Origin of the sequence: Frondihabitans sp. PAMC 28766, assembly GCF_001577365.1 — a bacterium.
In the GTDB taxonomy this organism is placed as follows: Bacteria; Actinomycetota; Actinomycetes; order Actinomycetales; family Microbacteriaceae; genus Frondihabitans.
This window is the reverse complement of sequence record NZ_CP014513.1, coordinates 1,907,830-1,930,332: the sequence shown is the minus strand read 5'-3', so window position 1 is coordinate 1,930,332 and position 22,503 is coordinate 1,907,830. Positions and strand designations below refer to the sequence as shown.

Annotated in this window: 22 protein-coding genes; 8 read left to right on the top strand and 14 right to left on the bottom strand. The window is 68.2% G+C overall.

The genetic code is table 11. From position 1 onward, the window contains the following. Positions 1-59: 59 nt before the first annotated feature. Together AX769_RS09375 and AX769_RS25975 are read right to left on the bottom strand one after the other, a co-directional pair. Positions 60-1,595, bottom strand: coding sequence for a hypothetical protein (locus AX769_RS09375; protein ID WP_066278510.1), 1,536 nt, complete (start codon positions 1,593-1,595; stop codon positions 60-62). A gap of 5 nt (positions 1,596-1,600) precedes the next feature. After that, positions 1,601-4,012, bottom strand: a complete 2,412-nt coding sequence (locus AX769_RS25975; protein WP_369824083.1) for an ATP-binding cassette domain-containing protein — start codon at positions 4,010-4,012, stop codon at positions 1,601-1,603. Positions 4,013-4,376: 364 nt separating this feature from the next. Between AX769_RS25975 and AX769_RS09365 the strand changes: the two genes are divergently transcribed. The 5 genes from AX769_RS09365 to AX769_RS09345 all read left to right on the top strand — a co-directional run bounded on the left by AX769_RS09365 (position 4,377) and on the right by AX769_RS09345 (position 8,076). Further along, entirely contained in the window at positions 4,377-5,069 is a 693-nt protein-coding gene (locus tag AX769_RS09365; protein ID WP_066278507.1) for an NTP transferase domain-containing protein, read from the top strand. Positions 5,070-5,128: 59 nt separating this feature from the next. After that, complete coding sequence (locus AX769_RS09360; protein WP_369824082.1) at positions 5,129-5,941, top strand: ABC transporter permease; 813 nt, start codon at positions 5,129-5,131, stop codon at positions 5,939-5,941. Further along, positions 5,941-6,795, top strand: a complete 855-nt coding sequence (locus AX769_RS09355) for an ABC transporter ATP-binding protein (protein WP_082763647.1) — start codon at positions 5,941-5,943, stop codon at positions 6,793-6,795. Before AX769_RS09360 ends, AX769_RS09355 begins: the two co-directional genes overlap by 1 nt. Positions 6,796-6,805: 10 nt before the next feature. Continuing rightward, positions 6,806-7,687 carry a hypothetical protein gene (locus AX769_RS09350; RefSeq protein WP_066278505.1) on the top strand — a complete coding sequence of 294 codons (882 nt, stop codon included), beginning with the start codon at positions 6,806-6,808 and terminating at the stop codon, positions 7,685-7,687. A 107-nt stretch (positions 7,688-7,794) separates the two neighbouring features. Then, complete coding sequence (locus AX769_RS09345) at positions 7,795-8,076, top strand: hypothetical protein (RefSeq protein WP_157887541.1); 282 nt, start codon at positions 7,795-7,797, stop codon at positions 8,074-8,076. Here AX769_RS09345 and AX769_RS09340 read toward each other — a convergent pair. The 6 genes from AX769_RS09340 to AX769_RS09315 form a co-directional block, all read right to left on the bottom strand. Beyond that, on the bottom strand, positions 8,073-8,381 hold the full coding sequence (locus AX769_RS09340) for a helix-turn-helix domain-containing protein (RefSeq protein WP_082763646.1): 309 nt from the start codon (positions 8,379-8,381) through the stop codon (positions 8,073-8,075). The two genes, AX769_RS09345 and AX769_RS09340, sit on opposite strands and share 4 nt — an antisense overlap. An 85-nt stretch (positions 8,382-8,466) precedes the next feature. Then, positions 8,467-9,723 (bottom strand): CDP-glycerol glycerophosphotransferase family protein, encoded by a 1,257-nt coding sequence (locus tag AX769_RS09335; protein WP_066278502.1) that lies wholly within the window; start codon positions 9,721-9,723, stop codon positions 8,467-8,469. Positions 9,724-9,740: 17 nt separating this feature from the next. Continuing rightward, positions 9,741-10,655, bottom strand: coding sequence for a glycosyltransferase family 2 protein (locus tag AX769_RS09330; protein WP_066283415.1), 915 nt, complete (start codon positions 10,653-10,655; stop codon positions 9,741-9,743). Further along, positions 10,652-11,461: a CDP-alcohol phosphatidyltransferase family protein gene (locus AX769_RS09325; RefSeq protein WP_066278499.1), complete on the bottom strand. Its 810-nt coding sequence runs from the start codon at positions 11,459-11,461 to the stop codon at positions 10,652-10,654. The genes AX769_RS09330 and AX769_RS09325 overlap by 4 nt, the downstream gene beginning before the upstream one ends. Positions 11,462-11,463: 2 nt before the next feature. Further along, positions 11,464-12,531: a glycosyltransferase family 2 protein gene (locus tag AX769_RS09320; protein ID WP_066278497.1), complete on the bottom strand. Its 1,068-nt coding sequence runs from the start codon at positions 12,529-12,531 to the stop codon at positions 11,464-11,466. Positions 12,532-12,604: 73 nt separating this feature from the next. Beyond that, a complete protein-coding gene (locus AX769_RS09315; RefSeq protein ID WP_157887540.1) occupies positions 12,605-14,224 on the bottom strand; it encodes a S1C family serine protease in 1,620 nt (539 codons plus the stop codon). A 103-nt stretch (positions 14,225-14,327) separates the two neighbouring features. Here AX769_RS09315 and AX769_RS09310 point away from each other — a divergent pair, with 103 nt between their 5' ends. Continuing rightward, a complete protein-coding gene (locus tag AX769_RS09310) occupies positions 14,328-15,488 on the top strand; it encodes an aminotransferase class I/II-fold pyridoxal phosphate-dependent enzyme (protein ID WP_066283413.1) in 1,161 nt (386 codons plus the stop codon). Here AX769_RS09310 and AX769_RS25970 read toward each other — a convergent pair. The 3 genes from AX769_RS25970 to AX769_RS09300 form a co-directional block, all read right to left on the bottom strand. Then, a complete protein-coding gene (locus AX769_RS25970) occupies positions 15,485-15,613 on the bottom strand; it encodes a hypothetical protein (protein WP_369824081.1) in 129 nt (42 codons plus the stop codon). The genes AX769_RS09310 and AX769_RS25970 overlap by 4 nt on opposite strands. Then, positions 15,610-16,287 carry a carbon-nitrogen hydrolase family protein gene (locus AX769_RS09305; RefSeq protein ID WP_369824080.1) on the bottom strand — a complete coding sequence of 226 codons (678 nt, stop codon included), beginning with the start codon at positions 16,285-16,287 and terminating at the stop codon, positions 15,610-15,612. Before AX769_RS09305 ends, AX769_RS25970 begins: the two co-directional genes overlap by 4 nt. Positions 16,288-16,578: 291 nt before the next feature. After that, complete coding sequence (locus AX769_RS09300; protein ID WP_162269015.1) at positions 16,579-17,490, bottom strand: AraC family transcriptional regulator; 912 nt, start codon at positions 17,488-17,490, stop codon at positions 16,579-16,581. 23 nt (positions 17,491-17,513) lie between these two features. Here AX769_RS09300 and AX769_RS09295 point away from each other — a divergent pair, with 23 nt between their 5' ends. Together AX769_RS09295 and AX769_RS09290 are read left to right on the top strand one after the other, a co-directional pair. After that, a complete protein-coding gene (locus AX769_RS09295) occupies positions 17,514-18,332 on the top strand; it encodes a phytanoyl-CoA dioxygenase family protein (protein ID WP_066278493.1) in 819 nt (272 codons plus the stop codon). Positions 18,333-18,413: 81 nt separating this feature from the next. Continuing rightward, on the top strand, positions 18,414-19,364 hold the full coding sequence (locus AX769_RS09290) for a hypothetical protein (protein WP_066278490.1): 951 nt from the start codon (positions 18,414-18,416) through the stop codon (positions 19,362-19,364). Between the two features lie 63 nt (positions 19,365-19,427). Here the strand turns inward: AX769_RS09290 and AX769_RS09285 are convergent, their stop codons facing one another. The 3 genes from AX769_RS09285 to AX769_RS09275 form a co-directional block, all read right to left on the bottom strand. Next, positions 19,428-20,252: a carbohydrate ABC transporter permease gene (locus AX769_RS09285; protein ID WP_066278488.1), complete on the bottom strand. Its 825-nt coding sequence runs from the start codon at positions 20,250-20,252 to the stop codon at positions 19,428-19,430. Beyond that, positions 20,249-21,046, bottom strand: coding sequence for a carbohydrate ABC transporter permease (locus AX769_RS09280; RefSeq protein WP_157887539.1), 798 nt, complete (start codon positions 21,044-21,046; stop codon positions 20,249-20,251). The genes AX769_RS09285 and AX769_RS09280 overlap by 4 nt, the downstream gene beginning before the upstream one ends. A gap of 144 nt (positions 21,047-21,190) precedes the next feature. Next, a complete protein-coding gene (locus AX769_RS09275; RefSeq protein WP_066278484.1) occupies positions 21,191-22,450 on the bottom strand; it encodes an ABC transporter substrate-binding protein in 1,260 nt (419 codons plus the stop codon). Positions 22,451-22,503 lie beyond the last annotated feature (53 nt).

Below are 22,503 nucleotides of genomic sequence, written 5' to 3'. Positions count from 1 at the left end.
CGCCGCATGCGGATCGCGCCGAACCAGCACTAGTGCCTCGAGAACACGGAGCGGGCGGCTCAGGTGCGGAGCGCGAAAGCCAAGAGCTCGGGGGCCCGCCGCGAGAAGATGCGCGCGCCGATCAGGGTGCCGAGAACGAGCACGACCACGCCGATGCCGAGACCGACCCAGAAAGCCGACGCCCCGAGATCCTGACGCCCGAAGACCGTGGCGCGCACGGCGAACCAGCCCGCGGGCACGCTCAGCAGGACGGCCCCGCCGAACATGATGGTCTGCGACCAGCCGGCCGTGCTGGAGGTCGCCTGCGGCTGCTTGAAGGGGTCGTCGCCCGGGCGCACGGCCGCGTAGGGCAGCGCCGCGGAGACGATGCCGGCGAGCCCGAGGCCCGTCAGCAACAGCGAGAGGCACACGCCGAACTCGGGCAGGAAGGCGCCGACGTCGCCATGCAGCAGCACCGCGACGAACGAGCCGACGGCGGCGATGGGCAGCCCGATCAGCAGGGGCGGTGCGAGCCGGCCGAGCCGGTCGGCGATGCCGGGGGTGTTCGCCGAGATGTGCATCCAGATCGCCGTGTTGTCGTAGGCGACGTCGTTGTGCGGGATGAAGCCGACGAGCAGGCACATCACCGGCACCGGGATGAGCGCGAGCGTGGCCCAGTTGACGCCGGCGATGCCGAGCGGCACGACGAGCAGCGGCAGGAACGGCAGGATCACGAGAGACCACCGATACCGCGCGTCGCGCCACCAGTAGGTGAGGCTTCGAGCGGCGATCGCACCGGCAGGCGACGACGCCGTGAAGTCGAACCACCCGAGACCCGTGCGCTGCAGTGCGACGCCGGGGGCCTCGGTCTGGTGCAGCGCGCGGTCGACGAGGGTGCGCCAGATGAACCACAGCACGCCGATGGTCACGAGCGAGATGACGAGGTCGCCGACGACGCGACCGGTCTGGCCCGTGACGGCGTGGCCGGGAAGCGCGATGGCGGCGCCGAACGGGGTCCACGCGAGGGCGTCGGCGGCGGCACCCTGGCCGTGGTAACCGCCGGGCAGGAGCACGCGCACCAGGTCGATCACGAGCGGGATCAGCAGCAGGGCCACGACGATGCCGCCCACGACCATCAGGTCGCGCGAACGCCTCGTCGTCAGCATCGAGTTGAGGGTCGAGGCGACGAGGGCGAGCAGCAGAGCGGTGACCCCTGCGATCACGGCCGTGAGCACCGCGAGCCAGGCGATGCCGGAGCCCTCGCCCCACGACCGCACGTAGCCGATGGCCAGGATCACGAGCGCGAGAGCGGGCAGGCCCACCGCACCGGCCAGCGCGAGCCCGCCGGCTGCCTGATCGGTGGTGTATCCGTAGCCGTAGAGGCGCCGCGGGTCGCTCCACGGCGGCTTCGAGGCGGCGAACGGGCCCACGAAGAACGCGACGAGCAGCAGCGCGCCCCCGCCGACGACGAGCGCCTGGACCTCGCCGGTGGGGTCGCCCCGCAGCTCGCTGGCGAGCGACGAGACGACGATCGACAGGACGATGACGACGAGGAGGGCGACCACCGTGCCGACGGCCGGGCGGAAGCCGAAGCGAACCAGGTTCGCGATCGACATCAGCCTCAGTCGGAGAAGCTGTGCAGCCATTCCATCCCCTCCGTCGCGGCTCCCCCGCCGGCCAGCTCGATGAAGCGCTCTTGCAGCGATCGCCCGCCGCGCACTTCGTCCACCGTGCCGGACGCCAGCACGTGCCCGTCGACGATCACCGCGACGTTGTCGCAGATCCGCTCGACGAGGTCCATGCTGTGGCTCGACAAGAGCACGGTGCCGCCACCGCGCACGTAGCGCTGCAGGATCTCGGTCACGGTCGCCGCCGACACCGGGTCGACCGATTCGAACGGCTCGTCGAGGATCAGCACGCGAGGCGAGTGGATGATCGCCGCGGCCAGCGCGACCTTCTTGGTCATGCCGACGGAGTAGTCGCCCACGAGGCGCCCGAGCGCGTCGTGCAGCCCGAACGCGTCGGCGAGGTCGGCCGAGCGTTTGCGTGCGGTTGCCCCGTCAAGGCCGCGCAGGGTTCCGGCGTAGTAGAGGAACTGCGCGCCCGTCAGGCGGTCGAACAGCCGCAGGCGGTCGGGCAGGACGCCGAGAGAGCGCTTGGCCTTCGCCGCCTCGGTCGGGCTCCACACGTCGGTGCCCAGGATCGTGACGGTGCCGGCATCCGGGCGCAGCAGCCCGGTCGCGATCGAGAGGGTGGTGGTCTTGCCCGCGCCGTTCGGGCCGACGATGCCGTAGAACGACCCGGCGCGCACCTCGAGGTCGACGTCTTCGACGGCGACCTTCGTGCCGTACCGCTTGACGAGTCCCGAGAGCGAGAGCACCACCGGTGCGTTCGCGTCGGGCGCGGTGCGGGCGGTCACACGGGCCGGTGTGCGCACGGGTTCCCGGTCAACCTCTGCCGCCGGCTCGTGTGCTGCCTCCGGCCCTGGTGCTGCCTCGGTTTCGACGACGGCCTCGGCCTCCGCCGCGGGCTCGACGACTTCGGGCACGAGGATCGGGTCGGGGTCGGCCCCCGGTAGGACCGTGTCGGCCGATACGGCAGGGGCCACCGAGGCGGGAGGCGCGGCGGGCGACGGTGCGTCAGGTTTCTGTGTGGCACGAGCGTCGTCCAGGCGTTCTTTCACGCGGGTGCGCGCCGAGCGCAGCATCGACGACAGCCGGCCGGCCGTGGAGGCGACCGCTGCACCCGCGGCCGAGGGCCCGACCGGTTCGTCGGGTTCGTCGGCTGCGGTGCCGGTCGAGGCTTCGATGCCGCTCCGCTCCGAGACGTCGGCCGCGGCAGGTGACGCTGCCCGGGGCTCGGAGCCCCCGCCGAGCTGGTCGCCGGGCGCCTCCGGGCCGTCCGGCCCGGCAGGCCCGGCCGGCGCACCGGTGTCACGGGTTCTGCCCGGCGCGGACTCGGTGGTCGCGGCGGCTTCGTCGGTCGACGTCGCGTCGCGCGTCGATGAGACGTCGGAGGCGATCGCCTCTGCGGGTGCATCCGCAACCGCACCGGTCGGCGAGCTTCCGTCGGGCTTCGTGGCTTCGGGCGCGGTGCTCACGGGCGATGTCTTTTCGGGCGCGGTTTTTTCGACAGCGGCCTCGTCCGGCTGGGTCGTCGTCGCATGCGAAGCGGCTTCGTCTGGCCGCTCAACGGCGGCAGCAGGGCCGGAGGGAGGCGACGACGCGGCGTTCCGCAACGCAGAGGTGCGGCCCGCAGCCCCCGGCGAAGTGCGCCGGCGAGTCGTCGGCGCGGTACGCGGCGTGCGCGCCGGCAGCTTCGCTGCCGTGACCGGCGCGGACTCGACGGGCTTCTCGGCCGCGGCCGAGGCGGCGGTTTCCCCGGCGGCGACGGCCTCCCCGGCGGCACCCGTCTCGCCCGCGGCGGTCTTCGCGGCGGCGGCCTTGGCAGCAGTCGTCTTCGGAGCGCCGGCCGTCTTCGCAGCGTTGGCCCGCCCGACCCCTGTCGTCTTGGCAGCGCCGGTCGCCTTGGCAGCGCCGGTCGCCTTCGCAGCACTGGTCGCCTTCGCAGCGCCGGTCGCCTTCGCGGAGGCGCCCGTCGTCGCGGCACCCCCCGATGTACCCCGATTGGCAGCGGGACGTCTGGCCGACGCCCGGTTCGCCCGTGGCGCAGGAGCGGCGCTGTCGGCGACTGCGGGGTCGACGGCGCCGGCGTCGTCGGTCGCTTCGATCTCGTCGGCCGCGGCCTTCGCGGCTTCTGCCGATCGCGCCGCGGACGTCGCCCGCGCGGCACTGCCCGCGGCTGGCTTGCGGCGCGCTGACGGCGTTCGAGCAGGGGCGCCAGCAGCTGCTCGGGGCGCCCGGGTCGAGGTCGCTCGCGGCGCCTGCGCCGGGGCCGCGTCGGCGCCATCCGGCTCGCCCGACGCGGTGTTCTCGCCGGTGTCGATGTCGCTCACTCGGTCCCCCTGTGTCCCCTCGTGCGCGCTCTCGCCCAGCACTTCGTCTTTCGTCGCGTCGTCCTCGCCGCCGGCCATCGACCAACCGTAGCAACCGCCCGCTCCGAACCGTTGGTGACTTCGCGACGGACGTCATTTCGGCGGTCGTGCCAGCGCAGCTGCGGTGACGCCTTGGCCCGAATCAGGTCGCACGGGCTCCCAGAAACGGCTAAGACGAGGTCACGAAAAGACAACGACTAGCTGAGGATCCGTCCCCCGGTTCGGGGGCAACGGGTAGGCTGTGGGAGCACAGTGACGTGTCCGAAACTCGAAACGCCCGGTGAACACCTGGTGGCCTCCGATTGACGAAGACGGTGGGCGCCGCAGTGACCATCTGACATCAGTGAACAATTGACACCAGTGAACGACTGACATCACCGAGGCACCACCTGAGGAGAAATCTGTGAGCACCCAAATCGTGATCCTGGCCGCCGGCATGGGCACTCGCCTGGGGCGTTCGCTGCCCAAGTGCCTGACCGAGCTGGCCGACGGCCGCAGCATCATGCAGCAGCAGATGGAGAACATCCGTGCCGCGTTCGGTGCCGACGTCAAGATCACGGTGGTCGTGGGCTACAAGTACGAGCACATCGTCGAGGCCTTCCCGACGGCGAGCTTCGTCTACAACGAGAAGTACGACCAGACCAACACCTCGAAGAGCCTTATGCGCGCGCTCAAGGCGACGGGCTCGAGCGGCGTGCTGTGGATGAACGGCGACGTCGTCTTCGATCCTGCCGCCCTCAAACGCGCCGCCCCCTTCATCGCTTCCGAGCAGTCGTTCGTGTCGGTCAACACCTCCAGCGTCTCCGACGAAGAGGTCAAGTACACCGTCGACGCCGAGGGCTTCATCGACGAGCTCTCCAAGCAGGTCAAGAACGGCCTCGGCGAGGCCGTGGGAATCAACTTCGTCTCGAAGGCCGACAAGGCGCAGCTCGTGCGCCAGCTCGGTCGCGTCGACAACCAGGACTACTTCGAGCGCGGCATCGAGCTGGGCATCGAGCAGAATGGTCTACGCTTCGTGCCGGTGGACATCTCCGACCTCTACGCCGTCGAGGTCGACTTCGCCGAAGATCTCGAGCGCGCCAACCTCTTCGTCTGAGGCCTGCCGCTCCGTCTGACGCGACGAGGCCGGTGTCCTCCGCAACCGACGAGGACCCCGTGACTGCAACATTCGAGAGAGCGCCGCTCATCGTTCCCGAGAGGGCGACGGGCTTTGCGCGCTACCGCCAGGTGCTGTGGCTTCTGACCAAGCGCGATCTGAAGGTCCGCTATTCGACGAGCGTGCTGGGCTACCTGTGGTCCGTTCTCGATCCGCTGCTGATGTCGGGCATCTACTACTTCGTCTTCACGAAGGTCTTCCATCGCGACGTCGGCGAAGAGCCGTACATCGTCTTCCTCCTCAGCGGCTTGCTGGCCTGGCAGTGGTTCAACGGCTCCGTCTCCGACAGCACCAAGGCGTTCCTCAGCGACGCGAAGCTGGTCCGGTCGACGAAGATCCCCCGCTCCGTGTGGATCAACCGCGTGGTCGCCTCGAAGGGGATCGAGTTCCTCTTCAGCATCCCCGTGCTGGCGTTCTTCGCCATCGCGACTCACGCGCAGCTGCACTGGCAGGTGGTGCTGTTCCCGATCGCCGTCGTCCTCCAGACGGTCCTGATCACGGGCATCAGCCTGATCATCGCGCCTCTCGTCGTGTTCTTCCGCGATCTCGAACGCGCCACGCGGTTGATCCTGCGCTTCCTGTTCTACGCGTCGCCCATCGTCTACAGCACCAAGAGCCTGCCGAAAGACGTGGGGCACATCTTCGCGTTCAACCCGCTGAGCGGCATCTTCGGCATCTACCGCGCGGCGTTCTTCCCCAACCAGCTGATCAAGTACGAGGCCGTGGTCGGTGCGATCATGTGTTTCGTGATCCTCGGCATCGGCATGCTCGTGTTCCGGCTGTGCGAACGAGCCGTGTTGAAAGAGATCTGATGGCCGCCGAACCCCCCGTCATCCGCGTCGAGCACGCCGGCATCAAGTTCCGGCGCAACAAGAGCGCCCGCCGATCCTTTAAAGACCTGTTCTCCGACTCGTCCCGGCGATCGAGGCCCGGCGATTTCTGGGCCCTCCGCGATGTCACCTTCGACGTCCACAGGGGTGAGTCCATCGGCGTCGTCGGCCGCAACGGCCAAGGCAAGTCGACCCTCCTCAAGCTCGTCGCCGAGGTGATCCTGCCCGACGAGGGCAAGGTCGAGGTGCACGAGGGCGTCGCCCCGCTGATCGAGATCACCGGCGGCTTCGTCAGCGACCTCAGTGTCCGCGACAACGTCTACCTGACCGCGGGCCTCCACGGCATGCAGAAAGACGAGATCGACGAGGCGTTCGACGAGATCATCGAGTTCGCCGAGATTGGCAAATTCGTCGACACCCCGTACAAGCACCTCTCGAGCGGCATGAAGGTCCGTATCGCCTTCGCCGTCATCGCTCGCCTCGACGAGCCGATCATCCTGGTCGACGAGGTGCTCGCCGTCGGCGACCGCGCCTTCAAAGAGAAGTGCTACGAGCGCATCGAAGAGATGCTCGCCTCGGGGCGCACGCTGTTCTTCGTGTCTCACAACGAGAAAGACCTGCGTCGCTTCTGCACGCGAGGCCTCTATCTCGAGCAGGGCGGCCTGCAGTTCGACGGCCCCATCGACGAGGCCCTCGACCGGTACAACGCCGACGCCGACGAGCGCGCCGCCGCCAAGGCCCGGGCGAAGGCCGAGAAAGAGGCAGCGGCGGCCGAGGCCGCTTCACCGACTCGTGCAGCGGCGGCACCCCAGAAGGCTCCCACCGCCCGAGCGTAGAGTCCGCAGGATGCGACGCGACAAGCAAAGGGGCGAAGTCACCCCCGACTCCCGGCCCACCTCCTCCACCGATCTCGAGACCTCGGCCGGCGCCGACTGGCAGGCCCCCAACCCGCTCGAGCGAGCTGTGCCCATCCAGGGCGAGGCGCTCCGCGAGGTCGGCATGTCGCTCGAGACGGACATCGACAGCCCTCGCTGGCAGCGCAGCCTCAACCGGGTGCTCGCCGTGCAGCACCCCGTCGTCGTGGCGCACGTGCGCCAACTGCGTCGGCGGCACCCCGACTACTCGCCCGCGCAGATCCTCCGCACCCTCGAGAAGGAGTACCTGGCCGCCGTGACGACGGGCGGGGCCGCAGTCGGCGCCAGCGCTGTGATCCCGGGCGTGGGTATCGCGGTCTCCCTGGCGCTGTCGGGGGCTGAGACCGCCTACTTCCTCGAGACGAGCGCCCTCTACGCTCAGGCGGTCACCGAGGTGCACGGCATCGCCGTCACCGACCCCGAGCGCGCCCGCACGCTGGTCATGGCGATGATGCTGGGCGGCCCGGGTGCCGCCCTCGTCAAGCAGCTCGCCGGCGAGGCGATCGGCAGCGGCCCCGTGCGCTCGGCCTTCTGGGGCGACCTCGTGGCGAAGCAGATGCCGAAGGCGGCCATGTCGGGCATGTCCGATCTGGTGCGCAAGCAGTTCGTGAAGCGCTTCGTCCGGTCGCAGGCGACGAGTGTCGTCGGTCGGGCCATCCCGTTCGGCATCGGCGCAGTCATCGGCGGCGTCGGCAATCACACACTGGGGCGCAAAGTCGTGACCAGCTCTCGGTCGGCGTTCGGGCCGCCGCCGGCCACCTTCCTGCCCGAGCTCGACGAGGGCCCGGTGAAGGGCGGCCGACGCAAGAACTGACGCCGGTTCTGCACAATCGGGGCATCTCGCGAAGTTATGCACCGGGCTCCGTCGTCGAGGCCTTCGACGGAGCTGCCGCGTCGGACGGTGCTCCTAGAGTGACGGCCATGAGCAGCCGACCTCCCGCCTACCCCGTCCCCCTCTGGATCGATCGCGACGACGCCCCGCACCTCTACCGCGTGTGCAACGTGGGCGACGAGACCCTCCGCGGCCTTCGTGCCACCCTCGTCGGCGACGGCCATCTTGAGCCGATGCACATTCCCTTGCTGGGCGCCGGAGAATCGGTCACACTCACACTCGTCGGCCCTGACCTCGAGCGTGAGTCGGTCGTCGTGCTGCGGTGGTTCCGGCCCGACGGTGACGAATTCTTGTGGCGCGTCAGCTTCTAGTGCTGGCGCTGCCGTTTGGCCCGCTCGCTCACGAACTCGGCCACGGTGAACGGGCGCTGGTCGGCCGGCAGGTGCTCGGCGCCCAGGCCGGCCACGAGCACGGCCGGGTCGATGCCGAGCACGACGGCCAGTCGCACGATGGTGACGAGCACGGGGTTGCCGATGCCGCGCTCGATCTTGCCGTAGTTCGACACGTTCATGCCGGCGAGGTTGGCCACCTCGTCCTGGCTGCTGCCCAGCCTGAGACGCTCGTCGCGAAGCCGAGAGCCCAGCAGGCGAGCGGCTTCGGTCGACGATTCGGGCATACCCCATGATCATGCCGCTGGGTGTTTCACGTCCAGACGTTATGATACAGGTGTTTTATACCTCAGTGTTACGGCGTGCTGATCGTCAGTGGTCGATCGACGACTCTCCCGCCTTCAGCGGGTGCACGGCCTCGAACTGGTGCCACCGGTCGACGAGCGTCTGCACGGCGGCCTCGAAGCGCTCGGTGGCCGAGCCGGGCGTCGTGTCACCGAAGTGGTGGCGTGTCCAGAACGCCAGCCGCGCCTGCGACTCGTCGTCGTGAAGGACGCGGTCGACCTGCGCGACGATGCCGCTCGCATCCTGCGCCGTCACCCACTCGGCGTGGCCGAGATACCCGTTGTCGTCGACGTCGGCCTCCGGCGAGGCCGGGCGCGCCACGAGCAGAGGGCGGCCGGTGGCGAGCCGGTCGTAGACCATGGCCGAGATGTCGGTGATCGCCACATCGGCGGCCGCGAGCTGCCAGCCGAGTTGCGGGCCGTCGTCGTAGACGTGGTGCGCCGACGGGTCGGCTGCGTTCGCCGCGGCGATCGCCGCGACGATCGACTCGTGAGCCGCTTTGTAGGTCGGGTCGACCACGCCGCTGCGCGGGTGCGGGCGATAGATCACGCGGTGCCGCCCCGTGGCCACGAGCGCGCCCACCAGAGGGACGCCGTGGCTGACGATCGACCCGTAGGCGGCCGACGGGCGGTCGCCCTCCCAGGTCGGCGCGTAGAGCACCACGGTGCGTTCGTCGGGCGTGTACGGCAGGGCGCCTCTGAAATGGTCGGCCTGGGGGCGCCCGATCGGGATGGCGCGTTTGGCGAGGTCGTAGTCCCAGAGCTTCGAGCTCAACCGCTCCACTGCGGCGTCGCCGGCGACGAACGCGTAGTCGTAGGTCTTGAACTGGTTCGTGGTCATGTACATCTTGTCGCTCTCGCCGTGGTTGACGAAGACGTGCCACATGCGCCCGTAGCGCATCATCTGGAAGTTGCGCGAGTTCTGGTTGACGTACAGGGTCATGGCGATCGGCTGCGACGCGACGAACGCCTCGAGGTCGACGACCTGCCGCGCGTAGACGACGGGCACCGGCGACTCCGCGAGCAGAGCGAGCATCGTCGCAGGGGTCCGTACGACGATGGCCACGGGGTGCGTCTTGTTCAACTCCGCCAGGGGTGAGTACCACTGGCGGATCTGGTAGAGGTTGACGGGGCCGTCTGCGAAGTAGACGGCGACGCGCACGGTGCCGGGCGCCGGCGCGAGGCGCGACGGATCGGCCTCGACGAGATTGCGACGGTTGCGGCGCGACACCCACATGCGGTGGACGACGCCGTAGGCGAGCTTCAGGTCACGGGTGAGTGGCACGATCGGTTCTCCGTTCGTCAGACGATGGGTGGGCGGCCGGCGCGGGCCATGCGGGCGACCGTGCGCCAGCCCATGGGGCGTCGACCCCCGGGGTCCTGCGCCCAGCCCTGACGCAAGCCCTCGAACCACGGCCGCAGCCGATCGGGGCGTCGACCCCAGCGCAGCACCGTGATGGCTGCCCACGAGCCGACGTAGAGGGGCATCAGGATCACGGGCAGGTTGCGTTTCGCCAGCCACACCCGATTGCGTGCGTTGAGGCGGTAGTACTGGCTGTGCCGCGTCTGGTCGGCATTGGGGTGGTTGGCCGTGAGCTCACCGGCGTACCAGACGCGGAGGCCTTGGGCCCACACCCGCCAAGCGAGCTCGATGCCCTCGTGCGCGTAGAAGTAGACGTCGCCCCAGCCGCCACAGGCGTCGAAGACCTGGCGCGGCATGAGGGTGGCGCCCTCCCAGACCGAGAAGACGTCGCCCGACTGCCCAGGGTCGCCCTTGCGGATGCGGGGCACCCAGCGGCGGGGATCGCCCTTGCCGGTCGGGTCGGTCACGCGCGGCTGCAACAGGCCGATCGACGGGTCCTCACGGATCAGGGCCACGGCGTCCTGCAGGAAGGTCGGCGACGGCAGCGACGCGTCGTCGTCGAGGAAGAAGATGTAGTCGCCGGCGACCTCGGCAGCACCGAGATTGCGCCCCGCGGGGATGCCGACGTTCTCGGCCAGCGCGAGCGGCCGGACCCCGTCGGGCAGGTCGCCGGGGCCCGCGCCGTTGCCGACGCAGACGACGTCGAGGGTGACGCCCTGCTGGGCCAGCAACGACTCGAGGCCGCGGCGCAGGTCGTCGGGCCGGCGCGCCTGCGTCAGGCTGACGACGCCGATGCTCGGGCCGCCGGTGCGAAGGCCGTCGCCGCCCGCCGCGGCTTCGGTCGAGCCGCTCAGGAGCGCACCCGCTTCGACGCCATGATCGCCACGAAGTGCCCGACGAGGGCGAGCAGCGACAGCGGCACGAGCACGGTCAACAGGATGCGGTCGACGTGCACCTGGCCGAACGCGATGCCGGCGAGCGACACCGCGAAGACGATGATCGTGAGCTCGACGGAGTGGTAGAGCCGGTGGAACGGCACGTAGCGTGCGGCGCTGCGAGCACGCGCGAGCAGCCGGCCGCTCGGCACTGTGACGCCGCCGCGCTTGTCTTCGAGCTTCGTCAAACCGGCGTTCGCGCGCGCGACGTGCACCATGTCGTTGAGTGCCTTGTTGAGCACGATGACGAGGGCGAGGCCGAGCCCGAGGGTCGTCCAGCGGTAGTCGGCCGGCACCTCGAATGGAAAGCCCGCGGCGCGGATGCCGAGCATGATCGGGATCAGCGCCTCGGTCGTGTAATGCCCGACCTTGTCGAGGAAGACGCCGGCGGGCGACGACGTGCCGCGCCAACGGGCGACCTCGCCGTCGCAGCAGTCGATCAGCATCTGCAACTGGCCGAGCACCAGCGCCAGGGCAGGGCCGGCGACGCCGGGGATCAGCAGCGAGAAGGCGGTGGCCCAGCCCGCCAGGATCATGAAGCCGGTCACCCCGTTCGCCGTGATGCTCGTCTTCAAGAAGACCCAGGTGAGGTACGGCGAGATGTCGCGCAGGTACAGCGACGCCGTCCAGTGCTCGGCGTTGGCGCGGCTCCGCACCTCGGGAGGCTGCGCCACGCGCTTGAGCTCAGCGATCGACGTGGGTCGCGTGGGCGTCGAGGGCGACATTCTTACCTTCCGACGTGTGCGGTGATGTTCTTCGTGAGCGTGAGGAATCCGGCGACGAAGCCGATCCCCCAGCCGAAGTGGATGCACGGCAAGACTACGAGAAACCAGGCTCGCGTCTTGCCGTCCTCGGCCCGCGCGGATGCCAGCGTCGCCACGACGACGAACACGACGTAGATCGCCGGGACGATGAAGCCGAGGGTCGCCCAGGCCAGCCCCGTACCGACGCCCAACCCGATGAGGCCGAGGATCCCGGCGACGAAACCGAGCAGCACGCCCAGCACCATCACTGGCGGCACGAGGTAGCGCAACGAGTTGGCGAACGCGAACCGGCGTACCAGCTCGCCCCGCCAGATCCCCGTGGCCACGAACTGCCGGACGAGCGTGCGAAGGCTCGGGCGCGGCCGGTAGGTGACCGTCAGGGCCGGCGTGAACCAGACGACGCCGCCGGTTGCGCGCAGCCGCCGGTTGAGCTCCCAGTCCTGGCCGCGCTTGATGTTCTCGTCGAAGAGGCCGACCTCGACGAGGCGGTGGCGGAGGAAGACGCCCAGGTAGGCGGTCTCGGCAGGGCCCTCTTTGCCGCCGACGTGGTGCGGGGTGCCGCCCAGACCGACGCGGCTTCCGTAGGCGCGGGCGACCGCCTTCTCGAACGGGCTGCGGCCCTCGGCGTGCATGATGCCGCCCACGTTGTCGGCGCCGGATCGCTCGAGCGTCGCGACGGCGATCCTGGTGTACTCGGGCGGCAGGATCGAGTGCGCGTCGACGCGCACGGTCACCGGGTAGCGCGACGCCAGGATCGCGACGTTGAGACCCGCCGGGGTCGAGCCTTCGGGGTTCGGGATGCTGCGGATGCGGGCGTCGTCCGCGGCCATCTGCGCGACGACCTCGTTCGTTCCGTCGACGCTCGGCCCGAGCGCCAGGATCACTTCGAACGGGCCCTCGTAGTCTTGGGCGACGAGGCTCTCGACGGCCGCGCGGATCTCGGCGACCTCGTTGAGCACCGGCATCACGTAGGAGACGCCGCTGACGCCGCTGGGCGAATCGGCCTCGGGGCGGCGGTCTTCTGCGCTCATCTGATCCTGTGACGTCGGGTCGCACGGGGCCTTCTGCCTCGCGCTGAGATCCGCACGAGCTTACCAGGCGGCCTCAGCCCTTCTGGCTGCCCAGGGTGACCGCGACCGTCTTGGTACGGCCGTCTCGGATGTAGGTGACCGAGGCCGTCGCCCCGCCGGCGAGCGTGCGGATCTGCGCCTGCAGGTCGGTCGCGCCGGTGATCGGCACGCCGTCGACGGCTGTCACGACGTCGCCCGCGCGCAGCCCCGCCTTGGCCGCTGCGCCGCCCGCGGTGAGCGAGTTGATGACGGACCCGGTGTGGGTGGCCGACGTGTCGCTCGTGGCGTCGTCGATCGCGGCCCCGAGCACGCCGTGCGTGGCCGAGCCGGTCTTGATGATCGACTGCGACACCCGCTGGACGAGGTCGGACGGGATCGAGAAGCCCACGCCGATGCTGCCTGACGACTCACCCGAGCTCGCGATCGCGACGTTGACGCCGATGAGATCGCCCTTCGAGTCGAGCAGCGCTCCACCCGAGTTGCCAGGGTTGATCGACGCGTCAGTCTGGATGACCGGCAGCGCGATCGACGTCGTCGGCGTCGAGCTCGAGCCGGAGCCGGAGCCGGAGCCGCCGTCGAAGTTGAATTGCTGGCCGCCCGACGACCCCGAGCTGTCGCCGCCCTTGGGCGCCGCCGACGAGGCGACGGTGATGCTGCGGTTGAGCGTCGACACGATGCCGTCGGTGACGGTGTTGGACAGGCCGAGGGGTGCGCCGATGGCGACGGCGGTGTCGCCGACGTTGAGCTTGGACGAGTTCGCGAACGTCATCGGCTTGAGGCCCGAGGCGTCGATCTTGATCACGGCGAGGTCGACGACCGGGTCGGTGCCGATGATCTTCGCCGGGTAGATGCGCCCGCCGGACGTCGTGACGCTGACTTTCGCCGAGCCGCTGGCGCCGTCGAGGGTGACCACGTGGGTGTTCGTGACGATGTAGCCGTCGGTGGTCAGCACCACGCCCGAACCGGTGCCTGCCGAAGTGCCGGCCGAAGCGTTGATGGTCACGACCGACGGCGTCGCCTTGGCAGCGACCGCGGTGATGATCGTGGCGTCTTTGTAGTGGCCGATCTCGAGCGAGTTCGAGGCGCCGGTCGCCGTGTTCGACTGCCGCGAGGAGACGATCGCGTAGCCGCCGGTGGCGACCAGGGCACCGATCACCGCGGCGACGACGGCGACGCCGACGAACGCGCCGAGACCCACGCGGCGACGACGCGGCGCAGGAGTCGACCAGCCGGCGCCCTCGGGGTAGCCGTGCGCGTCGGCCTCGACCTGCTGCGCCGCGTCGGGCAGCTCGCCGCGGGCCGCGGCGGCCGACAGGTCGCCGTACGCGGCAGAGTTCTGGCCGGCGTAGGCCGCGTGGTCGAGCGATGCGGGCGCGCGGTGGCCGGCACCAGGATCGGGCAGCGGATCGCCTTGCGAGGCCGCTTCAGATCGCTCGTCGGCGAGACTCTGCGGCGGGGTGCCGGGCAGAGGCGGCACGCCGACTGGCGCCTGCCACTCCTCGGGCCGGGCGTCGCCAGCGGGCTGCTGCGCGTCGCTCGCGGGCTGCTGCGCGTCGCTCGCGGGCTGCTGCGCCTCGCTGCCAGGCTGTACGGGGCCCCCCTCGTGGTTCGAACCGGCGCCGGGAGGAGTGTCGCGTCCAGGGGTGTCAGTCATGGCCGTCATCCTAGGCGTCGGCCATCGGGAGAGGCCGAGAACGCGCAGTACGGTAGGTCGCGTGACTGCACTCGCCCCCTGGGAACGCGCCGCCCGCGGCGCCATGCTGCTCGGCTCCGACGGCCACCTCGCCCCGACGATCTTCGCCGAGATGTCGGCTCTCGCCCAGCGCAGCGGCTCGATCAACCTCGGGCAGGGCTTCCCCGACGAGGACGGACCTCGCGAGGTGCTCGACGCGGCGGTGAAGGCCATCCGCGACGGGGTCAACCAGTATCCGCCCGGGCGAGGCATGCCGATCCTGCTCGAGGCCGTGGCTCGCCACCAGAAGCGCTTCTACGGCATCGACCTCGACCCGGCGACCGAGGTGCTCGTCACCGCGGGCGCCACCGAGGCCCTCGCTGCGACGCTGCTGGCCCTCGTCGAGCCCGGCGACGAGGTGGTCACCCTCGAGCCGTTCTACGACTCGTACGGCGCCGTCATCGGCCTCGCCGACGGCGTCCACCGCACCGTTCCGCTGCGCGGCCCCGACTTCACCGTCGACCCCGACGAGCTGCGCCGAGCCGTCACCGACCGCACCCGCGTGATCCTGCTCAACGACCCGCACAACCCGACAGGCACCGTGCTCGACGCGGCGACGCGCGAGCTCGTCGTCGAGCTCGCCCACCGCCACGACGCGATCATCGTGTCGGACGAGGTCTACGAGCACCTGCTCTTCGATGGTCTGACGCACAGCCCGATCAGCACGCTGCCCGGCGCCCGCGAGCGCAGTGTCACGATCTCGTCGGGAGGTAAGACCTTCTCGACCACAGGATGGAAGATCGGCTGGCTCTCCGCCCCCGCGGCACTCGTGGACCAGATCCTGGCCGTGAAGCAGTTCCTCACCTACGTCAACGGAGCGCCGTTCCAGCCCGCGATCGCCGCCGGGCTCGACCTGCCCGACGGCTATTTCGCCGAGGCCGCCGCCGCCCTCGAGCACAAGCGCGACGTGCTGAGCGCAGGGCTCGTCGCCGCGGGGTTCTCCGTCTCGCGGCCGCACGGCTCGTACTTCGTGGTCGCCGACGCCGCCGGCCTCGGCTACTCCGACGCGGTCGACCTCTGCCGTCGCCTGCCCGAGCTCGCCGGCGTCGTCGGCGTGCCGATCAGCGCGTTCTGCCACGCCGACCTCGCCGCCGAGTACTCGTCGCTCGTCCGCTTCGCCTTCTGCAAGCGCATCGACGTGCTCGAGCGGGCGTCCACCCAGCTCACCGGTCTCCGCTCCCGCTAGAGGGCGTGCGTGCCGAAGCGGCGCAGGGCGAGCGCAGGATTCTGACGGCGAACGGCGTCGAGCCGGTCGCGTCGCACCTCGGCCACCGCGATGCCCTGCTCGTCACCGATCGCGGCGATCGTCACCCCCGACGGGTCGACGATGAGGCTGGTGCCGACGCCGACAGGCGGGTGTGGTCGGCGGCGGCCACGTAGATGGTGTTCTCGATGGCGCGGGCGGTGAGGAGGGTGCGCCAGTGGTGCTCTTTGAGCGGGCCGCGCACCCACTCGGCCGGCAGGAGGACGATCTCGGCGCCGGAGTCGACGAGGATCCTGGTGACCTCGGGGAAGCGCACGTCATAACAGGTCTGCATCCCGACCGTGAAGCCGTCGACGTCGAAGAGCTCGGGTTCGCCGATCGGCCCTTTCACGACCCAGTCCGACTCCGTCTGCCCGAACGCGTCGTACAGGTGCAGCTTGCGGTAGGTCGCGACGACGTCTCCGCTCGGCGCCACGGCGACCAGTGTGTTCGAGAAGCGATCGGTGCCCGTACTCTCGACCAGCCCCGCGACCACGAAGATGCCCAGCCGGGCGGCGAGCGAAGCGATGCCGCGAACGAATGCCCCGTCGAGCGGTTGTGCGGCGGCGACGAACGCCGCCCCCATCTCCGCTTCGAAGAACGACGAGTACTCCGGGAACACGACGACTCGCGCCCCGCGACCCACCGCGCTCTCCGCCATCTCCCCCATCGTGCCGAGGTTCGCCGCAGAGTCGGCCCCCGGCGCGAACTGCGCCACCGCGATGCTCAGGCCTTCGCTCATCCCCTCACCCTATCGACGCCCCGACGAGCGGAGCGGCGCCTCAACGCGCACCACGCGACAACCCGAATGACGAGCTGCCGCAGATCGTCAGGGCAGCCAGCCGGGTAGCGCGTTCTGGTGGGCCGGCGTGACGCGTGCCGAAGTCGGAAACGCGCCGAACGCTCAAGCCGTTGTCATCGCGGGCACAACCAGTCGATGGTGACGACAGCACGGAATCGCTCTTCAGAAAGGAGTGCCCCGAGGGTCTGCGAGCCTGTATTGCCCAGTGGTAGGTGGATCACGCCGACCGCCTCATTCATGGACCTCGATCCGCGACCTCGTCCGGAATTCTCGCGGAGTGACGTTCTTGACGTCTCGAAACCGACGATTGAAGTTGGAGAGGTTGGTGAAGCCGCACTCCACGGAGATGTCAGCGACGCTTCGGTCCGAATCGCGTAAGAGGCGGCAGGCGACGTTGACGCGGACCACGTTCAGATATGTGGTGATCGTGCTGCCGGTGCACTGCGAGAAGAGCCTGCTCGCAGAGCTCGGCGCGAGGTGGGCGGCGGCGGCGATCCTGTCGAGCGTCAGTTTCGATGCGTACTCTTCGTGCATCACGCTCACCATCGCCTCGATGCGACCAGCGGTAGCCCTGTTGAGCGCCGGTGTGCGCTGGTCCGTCGCGAGGTACGTCGGCTCTCGACGCGAGAGGTCGAGCAGCAGGCTCAGGAGCTCGAGGGTCTTCTCAGCCGGGGGAAGGCTCTCCAATCGACTCATCCGTGCGTCAGCGCAGGTGAATGAGAGCCCTCGGGAAGACGCGGTCAGGAGCCGCGACACGCTTTCGAACACGGGCGCATCGAAAAACGCCTCTCCGACGAAATCGCTGCGAAACTGCGCAACCACGGCGATGTGGAGATCCGAACCCGGCGTCGACACGTAGGTGTGTGGTACCTCCGGGCCGATGAGGGTGAGTTGCCCGGGGACGTAGTCGCCCACCGAGTCGCCAACGAGCCTCGTCCCGTGACCCGCGCGAATGTAGGTCAGTTCGAACTCCGGATGGAAGTGCCACACGGAGTGGAAGCCGGGTTCGGCGAGTGTGGCGATGTTCCAGGTGAGGGGAAACTTGGGCACGATGTGTTCGAAGGATGCAAGCACCTGACCGATCCCTTTCTGCGTTGGATAAATAGTATCGGAATACGGATTCACAGGCGTTGTCGGCACCACGTCGGCTAGGCGATTCTTGAGCCATGACCACAACACTCGACACGATGAAGGCCCGTTACACGGTGCCTTTCGAGACCATCAAGAAGTTCAACGAGGAGGGCTTCGTGAAGCTCTCCGAGGTCCTCGACCCCGAGGTCCTCCACGTCTACGAGCGGGAGATCACTTCGCAGGTGAAGGCGCTCAACACTCAGGACATCCCGCTCGAAGATCGCGACACGTACGGCAAGGCGTTCCTGCAGGTCTCGAACCTGTGGCAGCACAGCGACCTCGTGAAGGAGTTCGTCTTCTCGGAGCGTCTCGCGGCGATCGCCGCCGATCTGCTCGGAGTGCGTTCGGTGCGCCTCTACCACGACCAGGCTCTGTACAAGGAGCCCAACGGCGGCATCACCCCCTGGCACGCAGACCAGTACTACTGGCCGCTTTCCAGCGACCGCACCGTCACAGTGTGGGTTCCGCTGCAGGAGACGCCTATCGAGATGGGCCCACTCTCGTTCGCCAAGGGCAGCCAGAAGCACGAGTTCGGCCGCGACCTGCCGATCAGCGACGAGTCCGAGGCGAAGCTGAAGGTCGACTTGGCCGAGTCGAACTTCCCCCTCGTCCAGGAGCCCTTCACGCTCGGCGACGTCAGCTTCCACACCGGCTGGACGTTCCACCGCGCAGGCGCGAACGAATCCGACAAGCCTCGCGCCGTCATGACCATCATCTACATGGACGCCGACATCGAGGTCATCGAGCCGACCAACGAGTTCCACTCGCGAGAGGTCGACGCCTGGATGCCCGGCACCAAGGTCGGCGAAGTCCCCGCGTCGCCGCTCAATCCCGTGCTGTACTCCGCCAACTGATCCCATCCCCTGCGGCTCGGGGCGCCTCGGCGCCCCGAGCCGCTTTCTGTGCGCCGGCGCGCACTCGCAAAGGAGCGATACATGTCGATCGTCTGGAACGATCTCTGGCCAGCAGGATCCCGAAGTGCCGAGTGGTCGCACTCGGGGATCGCGGTCACCGACTCGGGAACCGTCGTCACCGCCGAACCCGGCGGCGGCGGGCTGGTACTTCTCGGCCCTGACGGCACCGAACCCGAGCACATCCCGCTGCCCCTTCTCGAAATCCACGGCATCCATTACTTCCGCGGCGTGTCGACCGAGTGGCTGTGGTTGGCGGATCCCGGCTTCAAGGCGCGTCCAGCGCTCGGCTACGACGTCGAAACCCGCCCTGGGGCCGTGGGCCGACTCGACCTCCGCAGTCGGCGGTTCGAGCCGGTCGAGCAACCCGCCATCGCCGACTATGCCGAGTCGCCGTGGCAGCCCACGTCCGTCGTCACCGAAGTCGATCCCGAACCAGGATCTCGCTCTCTCTACGTCGCCGACGGATACGGAGCGAGCCTGGTGCACCTCTGGCTCGGGGGACGCTACGCGACATCGCTCGACGGCACGGAGTCCGGTACTCGTTTTGCTTGTCCTCACGGCATAGTCATCGACTCCCGGGGCCACGTGCCGACTCTCGTCGTCGCCGATCGGGGCAATGCCCGGCTGGTTGTCTACTCGCTTCGAGGAGCCTTCATCCGGGAGATCCGCGATCCCCTCATGACGACGCCGAGCTCTCTCGCGCTCCGCGGGAACGACCTCCTCGTCACCGAGTTGGACGGCGCACTGCTTGCCGTCGACCGGGATGACACGGTTCGACCTCTCGTCGTGACCCGCAGCGGCACGGATCGCCCCGGCTGGCCGAACGCACAGCGAGCAGGTCGACTGGTCAGGCCGGACCTTGCGGCTCGCGGCTTGAACAGTCCCCACGGGATCGCCGTATCTCAAGACGGCCGCATCTTCCTGACCGAATGGGTCATCGGTGGGCGATTGCTGGAATTGACGCTCCCCTGAGCCTTCCGGTTGCGGACGAGTCGTGATCCTGCTCACGTGTCGGGCAGGATCACGAGTATCCGCTCAGCCCTTGAGGCCGCCCGTGACCGTCTGGACGAACTGTTTCTGGAAGATGGCGAAGACGATGATGACCGGAATGGCGGTGACCACCGAGCCGGCCATGATCGCGCCGTAGTTCGTCGTATATTGACCGACGAGATTCTGCAGACCGAGCGTCGCAGTGAACGATCCCGGGCTGTTCAACAGCGACGATGCGATGACATACTCCTGCCAGGTGATCACCAGGACGTAGATCGCCGCCGAGGTGATGGCCGGGGCGAGCAGCGGGAGCACGACGCGGCGGAAGGCACCGAAAGAGCTGCAGCCGTCGATCGCGGCGGCCTCGTCGAGTTCACGGGGGATCTCGTCGACGAAGCCCTTGAGCAGCAGCATGCAGACTGCCGTGTTGAGGCCGGCATAGGCGATGCCCAGCCCGACGACGCTGTTGAACAGGTGCAGCCCCGCCCACAGTTTGTAGAGCGGGACGACCATCGACACGGCCGGGATCACCTGGACAACCAGGATGAGCCTGAAGAGCAGCTTGCTGCCGGCGAACTCAAACCTCGAGAACGCGTAGGCGGCCACTGCGCTGACGCCGACGCTGAGGACGGCTGCTGTGACGCACGCGATCGCGCTGTTGATGAGGTCCTGCGGAAGACTCCCCTTCAGCACGGTGAGGTAGTTGGCGATGCCGAGGTGGCTCAGGTCGAACATCGATCCCGTCAGCACGTCGGTCTGCCGGAACGACGCCATGATGACCCACAGGAAAGGGACGGCTACGGCGGCGAAGATCACCAGGAGGACCAGGTTCGGTCCGGTGTTCGAGAGGGTGCGTCTGACGGCTTTCACTTGATGGCTCGATTTCTTTGCGCGATGAGCTGCACGATGACAGGCACGAGGACGAGAAGCAGGATGATGACCGACAGGGCCGACGCCTTCGCGAAGTCGAAGTCCGCGAACGCCGTGTTGTAGAGCCAGATCGGAAGGGTCTGGGTCGACCCGGATGGGCCTCCCCCGGTCATGAGGTAGATCCCGTCGAAGTAGTTGGACGTCGCGATGACCCCCAGGACGAGGCTCGTGACGATGATTGCTCGCATCTGCGGCAGGACGACGCGTGTCAGGGTCTGGAACGAGCCGGCGCCGTCGACTTTGGCAGCTTCCCGTGTCTCCGCGGGCACCGATTGCAGCCCCGCCAGCAGGAGGAGGAAGTAGAACGGAAATCCTTTCCAGGCGGCCGCGACGATCACGGCGATCATCGCGGTGTTGCTGTCGGCCAGCCACGCCTGTTGGGTGGGAAGCCCGATGCTCGTCAGGATCTTGTTGATGAGGCCGTTGTCGTTGTAGAAGACCACCCAGATATTGGCCGCAACGACGCCGGGAAGGACCCAGGGGATGATCAGGACAGGTCGGACGCGTCGCACGAACCAACTGCTGCGGTCGGCGGCGAGAGCCGACACGGCCCCGAAGAAGAACTGCAGAGCGGTGACACCCACCGTCCAGACGATCGTGAGCAGAACCGACGAGTAGAACGTCGGATCCCGGAGCAGCTGAACGTACTGGGCAAACCCTACGAAGGCGGTTCCGCCATTGTGGACCGTGGTGAAGCTCGCGATGATGTTCTGCAGGATGGGGTACCCCACCACGAAGATCAGCAAAGCGAACGCCGGAATGAGCCAGAAGTAGGGGGTGACCCGGATTTTGGAGGCGGACCGCCGGGGGATGGTCGTCCCGGACGTCCGCTTAATCGAGGTCGTTGTTTTTATGGATGTCATCACTCTGCCGCGCTGTTATTTGAGGGTTGCTTGGAAGGCAGTGTTGGCCTTTTGCAATCCATCTTTGACGGAGACGTTGCCCTGCAGAATCGACTGCATGGAGCTTGTCAGGAGGTTGCCCTGCGCGACGAGTTGGTCGCTGAGCGGGATGGGGTTGGAGGCGTTCTCGTTCAGGATGTTCCAGTAGATGTCGTACTGGGGAGCCTTGAGAGCCGTGGCCGCCGGGCGTCCGTTCTTCGTCGCCGGCATGAGGCCCGTGAACTTGACGATGTTCGCCGGCTTGTACATGTCGGTGACGAACGCCTTGATGACGGGGAATTTGCTGGACTTCACGTAGTTCGGGACGCCGAGTACCCACCCTCCGGTGCTGGAGTAGACCGTCTTCGCCTTGGGCAGGGTCTGGCCTAACTCGAACGTCGAGGTCGTCTTGCCGCCACCGGGGATGTCCCAGAAGCCGTCGAACTGCATGCCGACCGTTCCCGCGCCGAATCCTTCGACGCACGACGTCGATGCAGTCGAGACGATGTTGGCCTTGTCCCCCGTCGCGGCGAGGTCCTTGAAGAAGGTGATTCCGGCAACCGCCTCAGGGCTGTCCAGAGTCGCCTTCGTCTTGCTGGCGTTCATGAACGTGCCACCCGACTGGATGACGAACGGCCCCATGTTGGAGTTGATCGTGTAGGCCTCCTGGCCACCGACGTAGCAGAACCCTTGCGTGTTGTTGCCGAGGTCCTGGATCTTCTTGGCCGCTGCGAGGATCTCCGAGTAGCTGGCGGTCGCGCCGAAGTCGGCGACTCCGGCTTTCGCGAAGAGCTTCTTGTTGTACTGCAGCACCCGGGTGCCGGTGTCGATGGGCAACGACACCTGCTTGCCGTCGTAGGCCGCGGCCTCGGTCAGGCTCGGGTAGAAGTTGCTCTTGGCCAGGTTGCCTGAACTGCCGACGATCGGCGTGATGGGCTGGAGGTACCCCTTGCCGGCGAAGGTCGGCATGCTGGTTCCGTTGATCTGAGCCAGGTCGGGCCCTTGTCCGGCGCTGAACGCCTGGCCTTCGGCAGTGTCATAGCTGGCGAAGGGGATCTGGCGGACGGTCACTTTGTATTGCGGGTGGCTCTTGTTGAAGCTCGCGACGTAGGGTGCGATGCTCGCGGTTCCGGCCGGTACCCACAGGCTGAGGGTGTTGTCGGAGCTGGAACCGGACCCGCTCGATGAGCATGCTGCCAGTGGGATCACGAGCGCCAGCGCCGTGCCGACGGCCGCGAGGGTTCTGATTTTTCGCATAGTTCTCTTCCTTGAGTGCTTGTGACGAACAAATTGTGAGGTGATGGTGCAGA